This is a genomic window from Actinomadura parmotrematis (genome assembly GCF_019458805.1).
Classification (GTDB): Bacteria; Actinomycetota; Actinomycetes; order Streptosporangiales; family Streptosporangiaceae; genus Spirillospora; species Spirillospora parmotrematis.
The window spans coordinates 85,696-104,740 of sequence record NZ_JAIBOA010000021.1; the positions used below are offsets into that span (position 1 = coordinate 85,696).

The window sequence follows — 19,045 nt, forward strand, 5'->3', positions numbered from 1 at the left end:
CCCTGCGGTCAGTCCCCGGCGGGTGCGCCCGGGGTCGCGTCCGTGGTCGCGCCGGCGGGCGCGTCCCAGAAGCCGCGGCCCTCCAGGTGCCCGACGAGCAGCGCGCCCGCGTGCCGGATGTGCGCGCGCATCGCGTGCCGCGCGGCCCCGGCGTCACCGGACCGCAGCGCGGCGAGGACGCTCCCGTGGTCGTCGACCGACGCCTGCGGCCAGCCCTCGATCGAGGGGTAGAAGCGGCGCGGCGCGTACCGCGCGACCAGGCCGAGCAGCCAGGCGTTCTTCGGCGACCCGGCGGCCAGGTTGACGGCCCGGTGGAAGCGGTGGTTGGCGTCCTCGATGGCGGCGGGGTCGCGGGCGGCGGCGGCCCGCTCCAGCTCGGCCTGCAGCCCCTCCAGCTCGGCGAGCCCGGCGGGCGTGAGGGACGCGGCGGCGCGCGCGGCGAGCTCGCCCGCGAAGTACGCCTGCGCCTCGAACAGGTCGTGGACGTCGGCGCGGGTGAGCGGGGCGGCCCGGAAGCCGCGGCGCGGCTCCAGCGTCACGAAGCCCTCGCCGCGCAGCGCGAGCAGCGCCTCGCGCACCGGCGTGACGCTGATCCCGAGGTCGCCGGCGATCCGCTCCAGCCGGACGAACTCCCCCGGCCGCACCTGCCCGGACATGATGAGCTCGCGGATGTGGTCGGCGACCTCGTCGCCGAGCTGGCGGCGCCGCCCGAGCGCCCGTGGCGTCCCCATAGGCGACTCATTATGGACCGGCGCCACCCGTCCCGCCGTCCGCATCACATATATGACAGACTCCGGAACCCCATCCCCCGGGAGGCGCCGTGTTCGGTCTGAACGACGAGGAGCGCGCGATCGTGCGGGTCGTCGCCGAGTTCGTGGACCGCGAGGTGCGGCCCGTCGCGCGCGAGCTGGAGCACGCCGACGCCTATCCCGAGGCGCTCATCGAGCGGATGAAGCGGCTCGGGGTGTTCGGCCTGGCGGTGCCCGCGCCCTACGGCGAGTCGGCCGTGTCCAAGCGCTGCTACGCGCTGGTCACCGAGGAGCTGGCGCGCGGCTGGATGTCGCTGGCGGGCGCGTTCGGCGGCCACACCGTCGTGTCGCACCTGCTCGCCACGTTCGGCACCGAGGAGCAGAAGGACCGCTACCTGCCGCGGATGGCGACCGGCGAGCTGCGCGCCACGATGGCGCTGACCGAGCCGTCCGGCGGCTCGGACCTGCAGGCGATGACGACCACCGCGCGCCGCGACGGCGCCTTCTACACCGTCGACGGCGCCAAGATGTGGATCACCAACGCGCGCCGCTCCGGGCTGATCGCGCTCCTCTGCAAGACCGACCCGGACGCCGTGCCGCGCCACAAGGGCATCAGCATCCTGCTGGTGGAGCCCGGCCCCGGCCTCACCGTCTCGCGCGACCTGCCGAAGCTCGGCTACAAGGGCGTGGAGACCTGCGAGCTGGCGTTCGACGGCCTGCGGGTGCCCGCGGGCGCCGTCCTCGGCGGCGCCGAGGGCCGCGGGTTCGCGCAGATGATGAAGGGCCTGGAGGTCGGGCGCATCCAGGTCGCGGCGCGCGCGCTCGGCGTCGGCCGCGCCGCGCTGGAGGACTCGCTGCGCTACGCCCGGCAGCGCGAGGCGTTCGGCAAGCCGATCTGGCGGCACCAGTCGGTCGGCAACATGCTCGCCGACATGGCGACGCAGCTGCGCGCCGCGCGGCTGCTGACGCTGGACGCGGCCGAGCGCCTGGACGCCGGGGAGCGCTGCGACATGGAGGCCGGCATGGCCAAGCTGCACGCCTCCGAGACGGCGATGCGGATCGCGCTGGACGCCGTGCGCATCCACGGCGCGGCCGGCTACTCCACCGAGTTCGACGTGGAGCGCTACTTCCGCGACGCCCCGCTGATGATCGTCGGCGAGGGCACCAACGAGATCCAGCGGGGCGTCATCGTCAAGCAGCTCGTGGAGCGCGGCCGGGTCTAGCGGGGGCTGGGGCGTGTTCTGTGGATCTACGTTCTGCTGCGCGGCGCCCAGGCGGCCCCCGGCGGCGTTGTCGTCGGTCGACGGCCGACACCGGGCCGCCTCCCTCCTCCGCCTTGCCGGGGACCACCTGGACACCGCTCACGACGGACAAGACCCACAGAACACGCCCTAGGAGAACGTCGCCGTCATGGCGGTGACGCCGCCGGGCGCGTGCACGGCGAGCTCGCCCTCCGGGGAGCCCGCGACGACGAACGGCTGGTCGCCGTAGACGGGGCGGCGGGCGCGGAACGACAGCTCGGTCACCTTGTGGCCCTCGCGGCGCGGCAGCTCCAGGCAGAGCAGCGCGAGCAGCGGCCCGTGCACGACGAGGCCCGGGTGCCCCTCGGCCTGCGTGGCGTAGGTCTGGTCGTAGTGGATGCGGTGCGCGTTGTAGGTGAGCGCGCTGAACCGGAACAGCAGGACGGGGTCGGCGCTCATCGGCAGCGTCCAGGGCGCCGTCACCTCGGGCGTCAGGTAGGACGGCTCGGCGGTGGGGAAGGACGGGTCGCCGCTGCGGTAGACCAGGTCCTGCTCCTCGACGGCGATGCGGTCGCCGTCGCGCAGGAAGGTGTGCCGGACGGTGACGAACGCCAGCTCGCCGGTGCGGCCCCGCTTGACCTCGACGCCGGCGAGCTCGGTGCGGCGGGTGAGGGTGTCGCCGATGCGGAGCGGCTCGCGGACGAGGAACCGGCCGCCGGCGAACATGCGGCGGCGGTCGCGGATCGGCGGCAGGAACCGGCCGGCCGCGGGGTGGCCGTCGGGGCCGAGCTCGGCGGTGGCGGGCCGGTCCAGGAAGTACAGCCACTGCCAGAGCGGCGGCAGGTCCGCGGCGGGCGCCGGCACGTCCAGCAGCCCGGCGAGCGCCGCGGCGGGCTCGGCGTCCAGGGTCTGCACGGCCTCGTGCGGGGCGGGGGTCCAGCCTTCGAGGTCGATCATGCGACGGCTCCGTTCGCGCGCAGGGTCTCGGGGTCCAGGCCGAGGGCGGACAGGATGGAGTCGGTGTGCTCGCCGAGGCGCGGCGCCGGGGCGGGCGCGGCGCGGTCGCCGTCGTCGAGCGGGGAGCCGGGCGCGCGCAGCCGGCCGACGCCCGGCTGGTCCAGCTCGCCCATCAGCGGATGGCCGGCGAGGTCGAGATCGGTGAAGCGGCGGTAGGGCGCCCACAGCACCGACGTGGCGTCCAGCGCCGCGCCGGCCTGGGCGAGGGTGCGCTCGGCGAACCAGGGCGCGAACAGCGCGGCGAGCGCCTCGCGGTGGCGGTACCGGTCGCCGTCGACGGTGAAGTCGGCGCCGAGCAGCCCGGCGAGCTGGTCGATCGTCTCGGCGCGCCCGGTGGCCGCGCAGAGGTCGGCGAAGTGGCGCTCGGTGAGGGCGACGACCATGACGCGCTCGCCGTCGCCGAGGGCGAAGTCGCGGCCGAAGCCGCCGTACAGGTGGTTGCCGATGCGGGGCCGCACCTCGCCGAACTGCGCCTCGGCGAGGAACCCCAGGTTGCCCGCGGTCGCGAGGGCGACGTCGTAGAGGGGCAGGCGGATGCGGGCGCCCTCCCCCGTCGCGGCGCGCCGCCGCTCGGCGGCCAGCAGCCCGACGGCGGCGTACAGGCCGCACGCCACGTCCCAGGCGGGCAGCACGTGCGAGACGGGCCCGGCGTGGTCGGGCGGGCCGGTGACGAGCGGGAACCCGATCTCGGCGTTGACGGTGTAGTCGACGGCGGCGCCGCCGTCGCGGCGGCCCTCGATCGCCAGGTGGATCAGGTCGGGGCGGGCGGCGCTCAGCGCCTCGTGGGACAGCCAGCCGCGCCCGACGGCGTTGGTGACGACGGTCCCGGCGTCGGCGGCGAGCCGGGTGACGACCTCGCGGCCCTGCGCGGACCGGAAGTCGACGGTGATGGACCGCTTGCCCTTGTTCATCCCGGTCCACAGCAGGCTCGCGCCGGACGGGGCGAGCGGCCAGCGGCCGGTGTCGGCGGCGCCGCCGAGCGGGTCGACGCGGATCACGTCCGCGCCGAGCTGGGCGAGCGTCATCCCGGCGAGGGGGGCGGCGACGAAGCTGGAGATCTCGATGATCCGCACGCCTTCGAGCATCCGCCGTCCCCCTCCGGTCGCCTCCCGGCAGTATGCCGGACGGCGCGGCGTCCCTCGATCCGGGCCTCGCCTCAGAGGCGCTCGATGACGGTGACGTTCGCCTGGCCTCCGCCTTCGCACATCGTCTGCAGCCCGTAGCGGCCGCCGGTGCGCTCCAGCTCGTGCAGCAGCGAGGTCATGAGGCGGGCGCCGGTCGCGCCGAGCGGGTGGCCGAGCGCGATGGCGCCGCCGTTGGGGTTGACGGTGGCGGGGTCGGCGCCGGTCTCCCGCAGCCAGGCGAGGACGACCGAGGCGAACGCCTCGTTGATCTCGACGGCGTCGATGTCCTGGATCTTCATGCCGGTTCTGGCGAGCGCGTGCGCGGTCGCCGGGATCGGCGCCGACAGCATCCGGATCGGGTCCTCGCCGCGCGCCGACAGGTGGTGGACGCGGGCGCGGGGGGTGAGGCCGTGGTCGCGGACGGCGCGCTCGGAGGCGATGAGCAGCGCGGCGGAGGCGTCGGAGATCTGCGAGGACAGCGCGGCGGTGAGGCGCCCGCCGTCCAGCAGCGTCCGCAGCCCGGCCATCTTCTCCAGGGTGGTGTCGCGGCGCGGGCCCTCGTCGGCGGTGACGCCCTCCAGCGGGACGATCTCGCGGTCGAAGCGGCCCTCGTCGATGGCGCGGATCGCGCGCTGGTGGGAGGTGTAGGCGAACTCCTCCATGGCGGCGCGGGAGATGTCCCAGTCGCGGGCGATCTGCTCGGCGCCGGCGAACTGGGAGACCTCGCCGGTGCCGTAGCGGGCCGTCCAGCCCTTGGAGCCGGCGAAGGGGCCCTCGGTGAAGCCGAGCGGCTCGGCGGCCGTCATCGCGAACGCGATCGGGATCTGCGACATGTTCTGCACGCCGCCCGCCACGACGAGGTCGCTGGTGCCCGCCAGGACGGCCTGCGCGGCGAAGTGCACGGCCTGCTGGGAGGAGCCGCACTGGCGGTCCACGGTGACCCCCGGCACGTGCTCGGGCAGCCCGGCGGCGAGCCAGCAGGTGCGGGCGATGTCGCCGGCCTGCGGGCCGACGGCGTCCACGCAGCCGAACACCACGTCCTCGACGGCGCCGGGGTCGATGCCGGTGCGGTCCATGAGCGCGGTGATCGCGTGGGCGCCGAGATCGGCGGGGTGGACGCCGGCGAAGGCGCCGCCGCGCCGCCCGACGGGGGTGCGGACCGCGTCGACGATGTAGGCCTCGGCCATCAGGGGGTCTCCTTCAGTCGCGGCTCGCCGAGATCCCCTCCAGGACCATGGCGAGGTACTGCTTGGCGATGTCGTCGGCGGACAGCCGTCCGCCGCGCTGGTACCAGTTCGCGGCCACCCAGACGGTGTCGCGGATGAAGCGGTAGACCAGGCCGGCGTCCAGGTCGGGCCGGAACGCGCCCTCGGCGGTGCCGCGGGCGAGCAGCGAGATCCACATCTCCTGGAAGCGGCGGTGCGAGTCGCGCAGGTACCCGAACCGCTCGCTCGCCGCCAGGAGCTTGGACTCGTTCTGGTAGATCACCACGGCGGGGCGGTGCCGGTCGATGGAGCGGAACGAGGCGACGACGAGCGCCTCCATCGTCTCCCGCGCGCCGAGGCCGGCGGCGAGCACCTCCTCGTAGGAGGCCCACATGTCGTCCAGGAACGTCGACAGCACCTCGTCGACCATCGACTCCTTGGAGTCGAAGTGGTAGTACAGGCTGCCGCCGAGCATGCCGGCGGCGTCGGCCACCTGCCGGATGGTGGTGGCGGCGTACCCCTGCGAGGCGAACACCTCGGCGGCGGTGGCGAGCAGCTCGGCCCGCCGCTCCGCGCGCGCGGCGGCGGTGCCCTCGGCGTCGCGCCGTCGTGGACTCATGGGTCAGGCTCTCTGGCTGGAGACGGAGACCACCTCGCCCGTCATGTAGGACGAGTAGTCGCTGGCCAGGAAGACGATAACGTTGGCGACCTCCCAGGGCTCGGCGTAGCGGCCGAACGCCTCGCGGTCCGTCAGCTCCTCCAGCAGCTCGGCCGAGGTGACCTTCACCAGGTGCGGGTGCATCGCCAGCGACGGCGACACCGCGTTGATCCGGACGCCGTGCTCGGCGGCCTCCAGCGCGGCGCAGCGGGTGAGCGCCATGACGCCGGCCTTGGCGGCGGCGTAGTGCGACTGGCCCTTCTGCGCCCGCCAGCCGATCACCGAGGCGTTGTTGACGATGGCGCCCGTGCCCTGCCCCCGCATGATGCGGAGGGCGGCGCGGGTGCAGCGCATCGTGCCGTTGAGGGTGATGTCGAGGACGCGGCTCCAGGCGTCGTCGGCCATGTCGACGAGGTCGGCGGTGCCGCCGAGCCCGGCGTTGTTGACCGCGACGTCGACGCGCCCGAACCGCTCGACGGCCAGGTCGTAGAGCGCCTGGACCTGCTCCTCGCGGGTGACGTCGCAGGGCAGCGCGGCGACGCGGTCGGCGCCGAACTCCTTCTCCAGCGCCTCCCGGGACTCGCCGAGGCGGCGCTCGTGCGCGTCGGAGATGAGGACGCGGGCGCCCTCCTCCAGGCAGCGGCGCGCGGTGGCGCCGCCGATGCCGGCGCCGGCGGCGGCGGTGATGACGACGGCGCGGTCCGTCAGCAGGCCGTGGCCCTGGACGTAGGGCGGTGGGGTCACGGGCGCGCCTCTCTCGGCAGGCCGAGGACGCGCTCGGCGATGATGTTGCGCTGGATCTCGTTGGAGCCGGCGTAGATGGTGTCGGAGCGCGAGAACAGGAACAGGCGCTGCCAGTCGTTCAGGTCGTAGGGCCCGCCGTCGGCGACCAGGCCGGCGGCGCCGAGCACGTCCATGGCGAGCTCGCCGAGGTCGCGGTGCCAGTTGGCCCACACGAGCTTGGAGATCGAGGACTCGGGGCCGGGCGCGCCCGCCTCGACGCCCGCCATGGTGCGGGTCGCGTTGTGGCGCATCACCTGCAGCCCGATCCAGGCGCGGGTGAGGCGGTCGCGCAGCAGCGGGTCGTCGAGGGCGCCGGTGCGGTGCGCGAGGTCGACGACGCCCTGCAGCTCGCGGCGGAACCCGACCTGCTGGCCGAGGGTCGCGACGCCGCGCTCGAACCCCAGCGTCGCCATCGCGATCTTCCAGCCCTCCCCCGGCGCGCCGACGATGTTGCCGGCGGCGGTGCGGGCGCCGTCGAAGAACACCTCGTTGAACTCCGAGGTGCCGGTCATCTGCACGATGGGGCGGACGTCGACGCCGTCCTGGCGCATCGGGATGAGCAGGTAGGACAGCCCGCGGTGGCGCGCGGAGCCGGGCTCGGTGCGGCAGACGACGAAGCACCAGTCCGATTCGAGCGCCAGCGACGTCCAGACCTTCTGCCCGTCGACGACCCACGCGTCGCCGTCGAGGACGGCGCGGGTCTGCACGCCGGCGAGGTCGGATCCGGCGTCCGGTTCGGAGTAGCCCTGGCACCACAGCTCCTGGACGGCGACGATCGGCGGCAGGAAGCGGGCCCGCTGCTCGGCGGTGCCGAACGCCAGGATCGTCGGGCCGAGCAGGTTCTCGCCGATGTGGTTGACGCGGGCGGGCGCGTCGGCGAGGGCGTACTCCTCGTTGAAGACGACCTGCTGCGCGACGCTCGCGCCGCGGCCGCCGTACTCGGCGGGCCAGCCGATGCACGTCCAGCCCGCGGCGGCCATGTGCCGCTCCCAGGCGAGCCGCGCGGGGAACGCCTCGTGCTCGCGGCCGGGGCCGCCGAGGCCGCGGGCGTGCGCGAAGTCGCCGGACAGGTGGGTCTCCAGCCAGTCGCGGACCTCGGCGCGGAAGGCCCGGTCGGCGGACGCCTCGTTCTGCTCCACGCCCGCACTCTACCAAATGGTTGTTAGAAAGAATGGGGGGCGGGGCCGCCGGCCGCGGTCGGCAAAGTCCCGGCCAAGGTTGCCGCCGCCGAGGTCGCCCCGGACCGCGACCGGGAACCGTCTCCGCGAGAGGGGTGATGCCGATGACCTACGACGGCGGGAACACCTATCCGATGCCGCCGGACGGCACCTCGCGGACGCCGCCGCAGGAGCCGCCGGGGCGGCGGCGCCCGCGCGTCAACGCCGCCCGGCTGTGGGCGGGGGGCGTCGCGACGGCCGTCGTCGCCGCGTTCGTCGGGGTCGTCGGCGTGCTCATCGCGCGCGGCATCCTGGACATCCCGGTGTGGCTGCCCGACAGCGACCACCGCATCGTCGACGGCACCGCGGGCGGCGTCGCGCTGGCCGGCGCGATCGCGGGGCTCGCCGCGACCGCCGTCATGCACCTGCTGCTGGTCAGCACCCCGAGCCCGCGCCAGTTCTTCGGCTGGATCGTGCTGCTCGCCACGCTCGTCGCGATGCTGTGGCCGTTCGGCACCGACATGTCACTGGCGAGCAAGCTCGCCGGGCTGGTCATCGCCGGCGTCACCGGCCTCGCGATCTGGATGCTGCTGGACTCGGTGGCCGCGTCCTCGGTGGAGTCCCGCCGGCCGGCCGGCCCGGGGTATCCGGGGTACCCGGCGCCGCGCTAGCGGACGCGCACCGCGACGAGCGTGGTGTCGTCGGCGGCGCGGTCGTGCTCCATGCGGGCCAGCACCTTGTCCAGCGCGAGGTTCCGGCCGTTCGCCGAGGTCCGCAGGATCTCCGCGAGGCGGGCGATGCGGTCGCCGATGTCGGCGTCGCGGCGCTCCACCAGCCCGTCGGTGTACAGGTACACCACGTCGTCCTCGTAGAGCCGGATCTCGTGGCCGGTGTACTCCACGCCGGGCAGCGCGCCGAGGATCGGGTCCGGCTCGCCCTCCAGCACGACGGCGGCGCCGCCGCGCACCAGGATCGGCGGCGGGTGCCCGGCCGACGTCCAGCGCAGCATCCGCGTCGCCCGGTCGTAGTCGGCGACGATCGCGGTGCCGGTCGCGGCCGGCTCCATGTCGTCGACCAGCTCGTTCAGCCAGCCGACCAGCCGCCCGGGGTGCTCCCCCGTGGAGGCGAGCCCGAGCAGGCCGTTGCGGGTGCGGGCCATCGCGGCGGCCGCGGGCAGGCCGTGCCCGGCCGCGTCGCCGATCGCGAACAGGCCGCGCCCGCCGGGCAGCTCGCGGGTGGCGAACCAGTCGCCGCCGATGCGGGCCGCGCTCTCGGCCGCCTGGCTGCGCACCGCGACCACCAGGCCGGGCAGCTGCTGCACGTCGGCGGGGTCGGGCAGGATCGCGCGGCGCAGCGTCACCGCGACGCGGTGCTCCTGCGCGGTGCGCGCCTGCTGGCGCAGCATCTGGCGGCGCGTCTCGGCGAGCGCGCGCTCGATGCCGCGGCGGCGGGTGATGTCCTGCGACACGATGTTGATCGACACCGGCCGGCCGGCGTCGTCGAGGACCGGCTCGGCGAACATCCACAGGTGCCGGTGGCGGCCGTCGGGGGTCGGCACGCGGTGCTCGATCTCCACCGGCTCGCGCCGCTCGAACAGGTCGGCGACGGCCTCCTCGACCATCGCGATGTCCTGCTCGGCGACGACCTTGGCGAGGTCGTGCGGGGACGCCGGCGCGTCCTCGGGGTCCAGCCCGTAGTTGGCCGACATCTGCGCGGACCAGTTGGCCTCGCCGCTCACCAGGTCCCACTCGCCGAACCCGAGGCGGCCGAGGCGCTCGACGCGCTCCAGGCGGCGCCGCGTCCGGTCCTCCTCGTGGTGGTGGCGCCAGATGACGACGACACCGGTCGGGACGGCGACGGCGCGCACGCTGAGCCGGGTGCTGCGCGACACCCCGTCCTTGGCCGCGGCGTAGGCGAACGGGCCGCGCGCGTAGGGCGCGCCGCTCTCCAGGACCGTCACGTAGGCGTCGAACAGGCCGGTCAGCGCCGACCCGGGCTCGGTGCAGAGGAGGCGGCGGCCGGTGAGCTCGGCCGCGCCCTGCCCGAACAGGTCCTCGGCGGCGTCGTTCAGCCGCGCGTACAGCAGGTCGACGACACGCCCGTCGGGGCCGCGCACCGGGACGAGGTGGGCGGCGGAGTCCATCGAGGCGTCCAGCAGGGCGTGCGCCTGCGCGTCGTGGGGCAGCGCGGCGAGCAGCGCCCGGTCGTCCTCGGCGGCGAAGCGGGCGGCGCGGCGCAGCACCTCGTCGCGGTCGGCCTGCGCGGGCGGCGGCGCGGCGGGCGCGGCGTGCGGGGGGAGCGGCGGCAGGAACGCCTGGACACCGGTCTCGGGGACCGTCTCGCGGTCGCCGACCACCATCTCGGCGGCGTCGGTCATGTCCAGGTCGAGGTCGCGGGCCAGCCAGATGAGGTGCTGGAGCGCCTCCCCGGTCGGGCAGCCCAGCCGGTCGGCGAGCACCTCACGGGCCTCCGCGAGGAGCGCGCGCTCGCGCCCCGCCCCGGTCAGGCCCTCCAGACCCGCGGTCATGCCGTCATCGATCGTCACGGGTCACCCCCTGGCCTCGCCCGTCACTATCCCGCCGAAGAAAAGGTACACACTGGATCGAACCCTGCCTTCAATGAATTTCTTCCGTGTGCCACACCTTTACTCCTCTTTTCCATGAACCCCGCCCGACCGGCACAATGCAGCCACGGAGGAGACCGTCGCTTACCTGGAGGCGACACCGCCGGACGACGTCGGCTCCGCGTCGGCGCGGGCGGTCCACCTGCACAACGAATCGGCGGCCACAGCGAAGTTCCGCCTCGCCCCGAAAGAGGCGGAGATCACCAGTTTCGGCCTGCGGCCCTTCCGCGCCGAGCGGCCCGGCGGTCAGCCGGCGGCCCTGTAGACCCGCCTCGTCAGCTCGGTGATCCGCGCCTCGGCGGCCTGAAAGCCCGACCCCGCGGGCTGCAGCGTCAGGACGGCCACAATCCGCCGATCACCGACGAGGCCCGTCGTGTGCAGCACCGGCCGCCCGATCCCGAGATCGGGCGCCGCCGCCCGCACGCTCCGCGCGCCCGCCGCCCTGCACGGCACCGCGGGCACGTCCCCGAACCCCGACCAGCCCTGCTTCACCGCCCACGGCTTCGGCAGGGCGCGCGGGATGCCGAAGTACTGGTCGAAGTCGTCGGTCCCGCAGGGCGTCGCCTTCCGCAGGTGCCCTAGCACCAGGTCCCGGTCCCGCACGGGCGCCTTCTCCAGCAGGTAGCGCCACATCTTCACCACGTCGCTCGCACTGATCGCGGTGTACCCCCAGAACCCGGGCTTGGACGCGGGCGGCGGCGCCGTGTCGTCCAGCCCGATCCGCGCGGACATCCGCCGGACGATCGCGCCCTGGCCGCCCCGCTTCCAGAAGGACGTCGCGGCCTTGTCGTCGCTGGACCGCAGCATCGGCCGCAGCAGCGCCAGATCGGCCGCCGGCACCGTCTCGTGCCGCCCCAGGTAGTCGAGCGCGATCAGGATCTTCACCACCGACGCCGACCGGAACGTCAGATGCTCCCCCCGGTGCACCAGCGCCTTCCGGGAGTCGCGGTCGTAGACCATGTAGCCGGCCCGCACCCCGGCGGGCACCACCACCCGCGCCTTCTTCCGCGGCGTCGCGGGCGGGCTCACCGCCCCCGCCGTCGTCGCGGCGGGCACCGCCGCCGTCCCCGTCCCAGCCGGCCGGCCGCTTCCGTCCCCGCCCCCGCACCCGGCGAGGCCGACCCCGACCACCGCGGCGACCGCGCCGCGCACCACCAAGGAGAACACCGGCCCCGCACCCCCGTCCGCAGACCTCACCGCTTCCGCAGGGCGCGCCCTATCTCGGTACGCACTCACGCGCAGACTGCGCTAGAGTACTCACGTCCGCCCGGCAAGGGCAGGCAACGGGACGTAGCGCAGTTTGGCAGCGCACTTGACTGGGGGTCAAGGGGTCGTGGGTTCAAATCCCGCCGTCCCGACAGAGCAGTAGAAGGCCACAGGCCGCTTTCCGATCGCGGAAAGCGGCCTTCGTCGTTTTCCGGCGGCCAGGCGGTGTCGCCACATGCGGACAGCGAATGCACGGAGAAGGCATTCATCCGCCGGCCCCCGTCCCCTAACGTTCCGATCATGAGCAATGACGGCGTGAAATCTCCGGTCATGTCCCCGTACGAGGAACGGCGCTGGGCAGCGCTGCAGCGGCACTGGGAGAAGAAGGCCGAGCGCCGCCGACTGCTCCCGCCGCGAGCACGCGCTGCTCTCGACGACGTGGGCGGCCAGGTCAAGGGCGCTGCCAAGAAGGCCGGCAAGGCGGTCTCGAACGCCACTCCCTCCCTCGTGAAGGACGGCATCGAGAAGGCTGGCGACGCGGCGCTGGCACCCACGGTCAGGGCGGCCGTGCAGCTCCTGGAGCTGGTGACCGACTGGACGGCCGAGCTCATGGATCCCGAGAAGGTCCTGGCGCACCATCGGGCGGCGGGGCACGATGTGGCGGACCTGCAGGATCTCAAGGAGCTCGACCTCGAGGACCTGGACGGCTTCACCCGGACGATGCCGTTGCGGTGGCGCACGAACGGGGCGCTCCAGGGCGGCGCGATGGGAGCGCTGGCGATGATCCCGTACGCGGGCGGCATCGCGGCCATCGGGCTGGACATGCTGGTGATGCACGTGCTGACGACGGCGATCGTGACGCGGGTCTGCCACTCCTACGGGATCGACGTGGCCGATGAGGAGATGGAGCACCTCGTCGACCGCATGGTGCGGCGCGCCTACAGCGGCCAGGCGCCGAAGGCCGGCACCGTCCGGCAGGCCGGCACGGCCTTCAACGCGGCCAAGGGCCGGGTGCGCTGGACCGCGAAGCTGCGGGACGACCACAAGATCATGGCCGCGGTCGAGAAGCTCATGAAGCAGCTCACGAACGAGAGCTTCGTCTCCGTCGGCAAGGTCGCGAAGGCGATGCCCGCCGTGGCCGTGGTCACGGGCGCGGGCACCAACGCCTACGTCCTGGGCGACGTGGCGCGCCAGGCCCGCCTCTATGCCCAGACCTTGCACCTGGCCGAGAAGTACGGGCTGCCGCTTCCCGAGAACCTGCGAAGCCGGGACGACGAGGAGTGATCGGGCCTCAATGGCCAAGACCGCCGATATCACCGTGTCCAAGTCCCTGCTGTCAGTGCCTGCGGCGGTGCGCTCACCGCACGGCCCGCACCGCCGCCGATGAAGCACCGAACGCGCCCTGGTCCGATTGCCGCCCTCCAGGCGCCCGACCGTCCGCTACGAACGCCGCAACGGCCTGTCCGCCCCAGCCTTATCTTGACCGGCCACAAGAACCCACGCAGACCATCGCGGGCGACAGTTCTCATGACCGATCTCGTCGGCACCACCTGCCGATGCCCGCAGAGGCCAACCGATCGGCCGGCCAAGACGTCCCACCGTACGCGTCCGCTCGCTGTCCGCGATCGGTCCGTCGGAAGAGAAATCAACGTGTCAGAGCCGCTCCTGCCGCTGGCCGGGACCTCACCGGTTCGGGTGCTGCCGCAAGGGAGTTGGGTTCATGGGGGTTCAGTCATGGATGAGCAGCTCCGCGCCCAGTTGCGGAACGTGCTGGGCAGATGGCGCGACGACCTGATCGATCTCACCGGCCGGAATCGGCTGCTGAACTTCCGACCCACGCGCACGGCCACATTGGAGATCCGGTCCCCGTCGGCCGATTCGCTGCTCGCCGATCTCGATTCGGGCTTGCGGTTCGCCGAACTTCCCGAGAGCGATGAGAGCCCGGCCGACCTTGCGGACGCCGACGGAATAGTCACGCAGAAGACCACCGGGGCTTCGCTCAGCGCCTCGCTCCGCAAGCTCTACCGCGACTCCAACCAGGTGTTCAACGACACCGGCCTGTGGACGCTCCAACTCGGCGTCGCCTTTCTCAAATGGCGTGAGCCAGGCGCAGAGGGCTTCAACCTGGCGCCGCTGCTCCTCGTCCCAGTGCGGCTCGACCGTCTCGGACCCGGTCTTTTCCGGCTGATAGCCGAGCAGAGCGAGGACGCCGTGCCCAATCCGGCGCTGGCGGTCAAGATGGGTCAGCTCGGCGTCGACTGGCCCGACCCCGACAGCATGCAGGATCTTTCCGGCGCCCTCTCCGCTGTGCGGGCCGCCGTCGCGGGCCACTCGGACTGGGAGGTCGACGAGGACGTCGTGCTCGCGACGTTCCGCTCCCACAAGGAGGCGATGTACCGGGACCTGCTCGACAACGAGGACCAGATCCTGGCCCATCCCCTCGTTCAGGCCATCGGGCTCGGTGAAGCCGCGCATCTGCCTGAGGACGCGCTGTACTTCGATCCCCTCGACGCCGACAGGATCGACGAACTCCAGCCTCCCGAGCTGACGCCGCTCGTCCTGGATGCCGACTCGTCACAGCGCCAGTGCGTCGCGGCGGCGCTTGACGGGCGGTCGTTCATCATGGACGGCCCGCCCGGCACCGGCAAGAGTCAGACCATCGCCAACATGATCGCGGCGCTCATGCACCAAGGCCGCAGCGTCCTGTTCGTCAGCGAGAAAGCCGCGGCGCTGGATGTGGTCCGCGATCGCCTGGAGAAGGTGGGACTCGGGACGTTCGTGCTGGCACTGCACAGCCACCACGCGAGCCGCAAGAAGGTCGCGAAGACGCTGGGGAAGGCCCTGTCGCAGCGTCCCAAAGCGGCTCGCAGCGGATCGAGGGAAGATCGGCAGCGCCTTCAGCGCACGCGGCGGGATCTGTCGGCGTACGCGGCGGCGATGAACGAGACGCGGTCGCCGCTGGGCCTCACCCTCCACGAGGTGATCGGACGGCTGAGCGCCCTGGCCGACACCTGTTCGCTGCCGACCGCGTTGCCCGGTGGCCTGACCGCTGAAGGATTTCAGGACATCCGCGATGCGGCGGCGAAGCTGGGCGACGCATGGCGCCCCGCGGCCGAAGGGCGCGACTTCGCATGGTACGGGCTTATAGGGATCGGGCAACCACAGCCGTGCCTCCAACTGTTGCGGGAACGTGCCGACGTGCTGGGTCGCCGCCTCGCCGTGCACGCCGATCTGGCTGCCTCCATGGGCCTCACTGACCTCGGTGACGCCGAGCGGCTGCTCGCTCTGCTCGACCGTACGGCAGGCCGGCCCTACGTCCCGGAGACCTGGCTCACTGTCCCCGACCTTGCGGCGCTGCGTACGAGGATCTCCGAGTTCACGGCGTGTCTCGGCGATTTGCGGGCCGCGATCGGCACCGCAGCCGACGAAGTCGGTGACAGATGGGACAGCCTGCCCTCCGGCCTTCCTGCCACGCCGACCGTCGCAGAGAACGCGCTCGCCGAACTGTCGGTCGAGGGGCTCGACCTGTCCGTCCTCACAGAGGAGGGGCTACGCAGCCTCGCCGCTCACTTCCAGGAGATGGCGCGGCTGCTTCGCGGAGTCCACGCTTCTCTGACGGACATCGCCGCGGTTTACGGCATGCCCGCCCCTGAGACCATCGAGCAGGCACTCGGATTGTGCAGGTTGACCGATTTCGCACGTCGGCGGGTTCGTCCGGAGGCGGCATGGCTGACTCATGACGGCAGAAGCGCTGCAGCCCGCGCCGCTACCGAACTTGAGAAACACGTCATCGAACTCGCCCAGGCCAGGGCTGCGGCGGGCCAGGTTTTCACCGAGGGCATCCTCGGCGTTCCGGAGTTCCCTGCCGTCGTCCGTCGGTTCGGTGAGACCCGCGGGATCGCCAAGCTCTCGGGCTCCCACCGCGTCGACAGGCAGCTTCTGGCCGGATTGACCGTCACCGGCGAGTGGAGCAAGGAGGCATCCGCACGACTCCCGCAGGCGCTGGCCTGGTACGAGGCCGCGATGGCCCTGCGTCTCGCATCCGCCTCGAGCAGCCGTCTGCTCGGACGCTACTGGCTAGGCGAACGCACCGACTTCAACCTCATTCGCGGACTGCTGGAAAGCGCCGAGAACATCTGCCGTCTCGCCGGTCCGCTGGACGTTCCGGCCGCTCTCGCCGATCAGGTGAGCGCCGATGGCCGCCCCGACACCGAGGTCTACGCTGACGCCGACCGGATCCGCGAGCGGCTTGACCAGTGGCGACGGACGCTTTTGCCCGCCCCTCGACCGGCTGGACGCCCGCGGTTGGCGTACGGGCCCTTGCTGGACGCCGCCGCTTGGTACGAGAGCCACTTGCAGCCGATGGCCGACGCCGCGAAGACGATCGCAGTCGTGCAGTCGGTGGCCACGGCAACGACGCCACTGACGCTCAGGGAAGCACGCCGCATCACTGCGCAGGTCGAAGAGGTCCGTGCCGGTCAGAAAGCCTTTCTCGTCCGCAGAGCCCGGGACGAGCAACTGATCGGCACCCTCTACTCCGGAGCGGGCACGGACACCGCGGCCCTCTCCGTCGCGCTCGACTGGGTCGCCGGCGTTCGCACGTCGGACGAACCCATGCCGGAGCAGGCCGCTCGAGTGCTCCTCGCGGCTCGCCCGGATGAAGAATTGCGCATGGCGTGGACGGCATTCCGCGCCGCCGTCACCGAATTCGTCCAGTTGTTCGACAGCGACTGCCGCCCCGACCTATGTTCTCGGCTCCTAGGCGCCGCCTCCGCCTTCGACGAAATCACCGGCCGGCTCGCCGCCGACCGGTCCGGCCCCGACGAGTGGCGCTCTTTCCGCGACGCCCAGAAGACCTTGCGGCGGTACGGGCTCGACGGTCTGATCGGTCGCGCCGCCGAGAAGGGACTGGGCGGAACGCAGTTCCCGCGGGCCGCCGAACGGGCCGTTCTCGAGGCATGGACCGAGCAGATCATGACTGGCGACAGGCGGCTCGCCCCCGTTCGAGCGGTCGAGCGCGACAAGCTCGTCAACCTGTTCCGCAGCCTGGACCGGGCTCTGGTCTCCTCCGCGCACGCCCAGGTGATCGACGAGTGCAATGCGCGCCGTCCCCGGCCCAACGTTGGGCAGGCCGCCGTCATCCAGCGGGAAGCCGAGAAGAAGAGCCGGCACATGCCCGTGCGGACACTCCTCGGCAGGACCTCCGACATCATCCCGCTGGTAAAGCCTTGCTTCATGATGAGCCCGCTGACTGTCAGCCAGTTCCTGCCGCCGGGGTATCGCTTCGACGTCGTCATCTTCGACGAGGCGTCGCAGGTGCTCCCCCAGGATGCGGTCAATTGCGTCTACCGCGGCGGCTCGCTCATCGTGGCGGGCGACCAGAAGCAGTTGCCACCCACAGACTTCTTCGCCCAGACCGACGACTCCGGCGACGACGAATACGACGAGGACGTCCCCGACTCCTTCGACTCGCTCCTCGACATGTGCAAGGGCAGCGGTCTCATTCGCAGCCTGTCGCTGTCCTGGCACTACCGCAGCCGCCATGAAGGGCTCATCGCCTTCAGCAAAAACCAGTTCTATGAAAACCTGGTGACCTTCCCCGGCGCGTTCGAATCCGGCGACGATGTCGGCGTCACCTTCTCCAAGGTGCCCGGTGTATACGAGCGTGGCCGCAGTCGCAGCAATCCGATCGAGGCGGCCGCCGTCGCTGCACGTGTCCTGCAGCACTTCCGGACGCGCCCCAACCTGAGTCTCGGAGTAGTGGCGATGTCCGACGCGCAGGCGCGCGCCATCGAGGACGCCGTGGAACGGGCCCGCACCGGCCACCCTGAACTCGAGGAGTTCTTCGCCGAGGACCGGCTCAACGGGTTCTTCATCAAGAATCTGGAGACCGTCCAAGGCGACGAGCGGGACGTCGTCATCCTCTCCATAGGGTACGGCCCCGGCCCCGACGGGCGGCTCACCATGGCATTCGGTCCGCTCACCCGGGAGAACGGCTGGCGGCGGCTCAATGTCGCCGTGACCCGTGCCCGCCGCCGTATCGAGGTCATCTCGTCCATCTCCGGCTCTGACATCCAGAAAGGCACCAACAAGAGCCGCGGTCACTTCAAGAAGTATCTCGACTATGCCGAACGCGGCCCTGCTGCCTTGAATCAGGAGCCGACCACCGACGACGCGGCGCCCGAGAGCCCCTTCGAGGAATCGGTGCTCGATGTTCTGACGGGCTGGGGGTACGACGTCCAGCCTCAGGTCGGTGCAGGCAGCTACAGGATCGACATGGCGGTGCGCCACCCCGCGCTGCCGGGCCGGTTCGCCCTGGGCATCGAGTGCGACGGCGCCATGTACCACTCGTCCAAAACCGCAAGGGATCGCGATCGCCTGCGTGAAGAGGTGCTTCGCGGACTCGGCTGGGAACTTCACCGCATCTGGGGCACCGACTGGTACCGCAACCGTCCCGAAGCTGAGGTCCGCCTGCGTGAAGCCGTCGAATCAGCCGTCGCCGTGGCATCGGAGCGACCGGAACCGGACGGCGAGCAAGATCCGGTCATGGTGGTCCCCGAACCGCCGCAGGAAGTAGAGCCGCCACGCGTCACCATGGAGTCCATCGATGACGATCAGAGGCGCAGCTGGGCGGCGCCTTACCGACGAGTGCACCTCGACGGGCACTTCTATCGCTACGAGATACATGAGCCCGAGTCACGCGCCCTTCTCCAGCGGCTTTTTCGCAAGGCGCTCGACGCCGAGGCACCGACTCAACGCGATGTCCTCTATCGGAGGGTGGCGACGGTCTGGGGCATCGAGCGGATCGGCTCACGGATTCGCTCCAATCTCGACGCGGCGCTCACCGAATTACTGCTCAACGACCCTGAGGTCGAGCAGAACGGCGATACTGTCACCGTACGCGGGCGTCGGATCGTGCCTCGCGAGCCCGGTGATGGCGTTTCTCGCAGGGTCACCGAGGTACCGCCCGCAGAACGGCGCCTCGCCCTGCTCGGCCTCATCCGTGAATCTCCCGGAATATCCGAGTCCGACCTGACCTTTCTCGCCGCCCGTTTCTTCGGCTGGAACCGCCGCGGCTCGGAAATCGCCCACGCATTCAACCAAGATCTGGTGGATCTCCAGAAGGAGGGTTTGATCGGGGGCTTGCCGGATCGCATCGTCCCGCGCTGACCGCAACAGGACTTGCGGGGTAGGCCCGTTTGGGCGGCCCATCACGGACGAGGAGGCGAGCGGCGAACAGGCGCGGCCACTCGACGCCGGCCCGCGAAGGGACTGCGGGGCC

At 72.1% G+C, this 19,045-nt stretch carries 13 protein-coding genes and 1 tRNA gene; 5 read left to right on the forward strand and 9 right to left on the reverse strand.

The annotated features are described in order from the left end of the window. Positions 1-8: 8 nt before the first annotated feature. Entirely contained in the window at positions 9-731 is a 723-nt protein-coding gene (locus K1Y72_RS27690; RefSeq protein ID WP_220169418.1) for a GntR family transcriptional regulator, read from the reverse strand. Between the two features lie 89 nt (positions 732-820). On the opposite strand from K1Y72_RS27690, the gene K1Y72_RS27695 reads away from it, so the two are divergent. Next, a complete protein-coding gene (locus tag K1Y72_RS27695; RefSeq protein WP_220169419.1) occupies positions 821-1,972 on the forward strand; it encodes an acyl-CoA dehydrogenase family protein in 1,152 nt (383 codons plus the stop codon). Between the two features lie 168 nt (positions 1,973-2,140). Here the strand turns inward: K1Y72_RS27695 and K1Y72_RS27700 are convergent, their stop codons facing one another. The 6 genes from K1Y72_RS27700 to K1Y72_RS27725 form a co-directional block, all read right to left on the reverse strand. Beyond that, positions 2,141-2,947, reverse strand: coding sequence for an HTD2 family dehydratase (locus tag K1Y72_RS27700; RefSeq protein ID WP_220169420.1), 807 nt, complete (start codon positions 2,945-2,947; stop codon positions 2,141-2,143). Beyond that, a complete protein-coding gene (locus K1Y72_RS27705; protein WP_220169421.1) occupies positions 2,944-4,092 on the reverse strand; it encodes a CoA transferase in 1,149 nt (382 codons plus the stop codon). Before K1Y72_RS27705 ends, K1Y72_RS27700 begins: the two co-directional genes overlap by 4 nt. 71 nt (positions 4,093-4,163) lie before the next feature. After that, complete coding sequence (locus K1Y72_RS27710; protein ID WP_220169422.1) at positions 4,164-5,318, reverse strand: acetyl-CoA C-acetyltransferase; 1,155 nt, start codon at positions 5,316-5,318, stop codon at positions 4,164-4,166. A gap of 13 nt (positions 5,319-5,331) precedes the next feature. Further along, positions 5,332-5,955 carry a TetR/AcrR family transcriptional regulator gene (locus tag K1Y72_RS27715; protein ID WP_220169423.1) on the reverse strand — a complete coding sequence of 208 codons (624 nt, stop codon included), beginning with the start codon at positions 5,953-5,955 and terminating at the stop codon, positions 5,332-5,334. Positions 5,956-5,958: 3 nt separating this feature from the next. Beyond that, on the reverse strand, positions 5,959-6,738 hold the full coding sequence (locus tag K1Y72_RS27720; protein WP_220169424.1) for an SDR family oxidoreductase: 780 nt from the start codon (positions 6,736-6,738) through the stop codon (positions 5,959-5,961). Then, on the reverse strand, positions 6,735-7,916 hold the full coding sequence (locus tag K1Y72_RS27725; protein ID WP_220169425.1) for an acyl-CoA dehydrogenase family protein: 1,182 nt from the start codon (positions 7,914-7,916) through the stop codon (positions 6,735-6,737). The genes K1Y72_RS27720 and K1Y72_RS27725 overlap by 4 nt, the downstream gene beginning before the upstream one ends. 143 nt (positions 7,917-8,059) lie before the next feature. Between K1Y72_RS27725 and K1Y72_RS27730 the strand changes: the two genes are divergently transcribed. After that, positions 8,060-8,605: a DUF6069 family protein gene (locus tag K1Y72_RS27730; RefSeq protein WP_220169426.1), complete on the forward strand. Its 546-nt coding sequence runs from the start codon at positions 8,060-8,062 to the stop codon at positions 8,603-8,605. Here the strand turns inward: K1Y72_RS27730 and K1Y72_RS27735 are convergent. Both K1Y72_RS27735 and K1Y72_RS27740 read right to left on the reverse strand, forming a co-directional pair. Further along, a complete protein-coding gene (locus K1Y72_RS27735; RefSeq protein ID WP_308287255.1) occupies positions 8,602-10,479 on the reverse strand; it encodes a SpoIIE family protein phosphatase in 1,878 nt (625 codons plus the stop codon). The genes K1Y72_RS27730 and K1Y72_RS27735 overlap by 4 nt on opposite strands. A 324-nt stretch (positions 10,480-10,803) precedes the next feature. Next, positions 10,804-11,724 carry a hypothetical protein gene (locus K1Y72_RS27740; RefSeq protein ID WP_220169427.1) on the reverse strand — a complete coding sequence of 307 codons (921 nt, stop codon included), beginning with the start codon at positions 11,722-11,724 and terminating at the stop codon, positions 10,804-10,806. Positions 11,725-11,841: 117 nt separating this feature from the next. On the opposite strand from K1Y72_RS27740, the gene K1Y72_RS27745 reads away from it, so the two are divergent. From K1Y72_RS27745 to K1Y72_RS27755, 3 genes are all read left to right on the forward strand, one after another. Beyond that, positions 11,842-11,915 (forward strand) — tRNA-Pro (locus K1Y72_RS27745). A gap of 148 nt (positions 11,916-12,063) precedes the next feature. Then, positions 12,064-13,047 (forward strand): EcsC family protein, encoded by a 984-nt coding sequence (locus K1Y72_RS27750; RefSeq protein ID WP_220169428.1) that lies wholly within the window; start codon positions 12,064-12,066, stop codon positions 13,045-13,047. Positions 13,048-13,497: 450 nt separating this feature from the next. Next, positions 13,498-18,933: a DUF3320 domain-containing protein gene (locus K1Y72_RS27755; protein WP_220169429.1), complete on the forward strand. Its 5,436-nt coding sequence runs from the start codon at positions 13,498-13,500 to the stop codon at positions 18,931-18,933. The last annotated feature ends 112 nt before the right edge of the window (positions 18,934-19,045 follow it).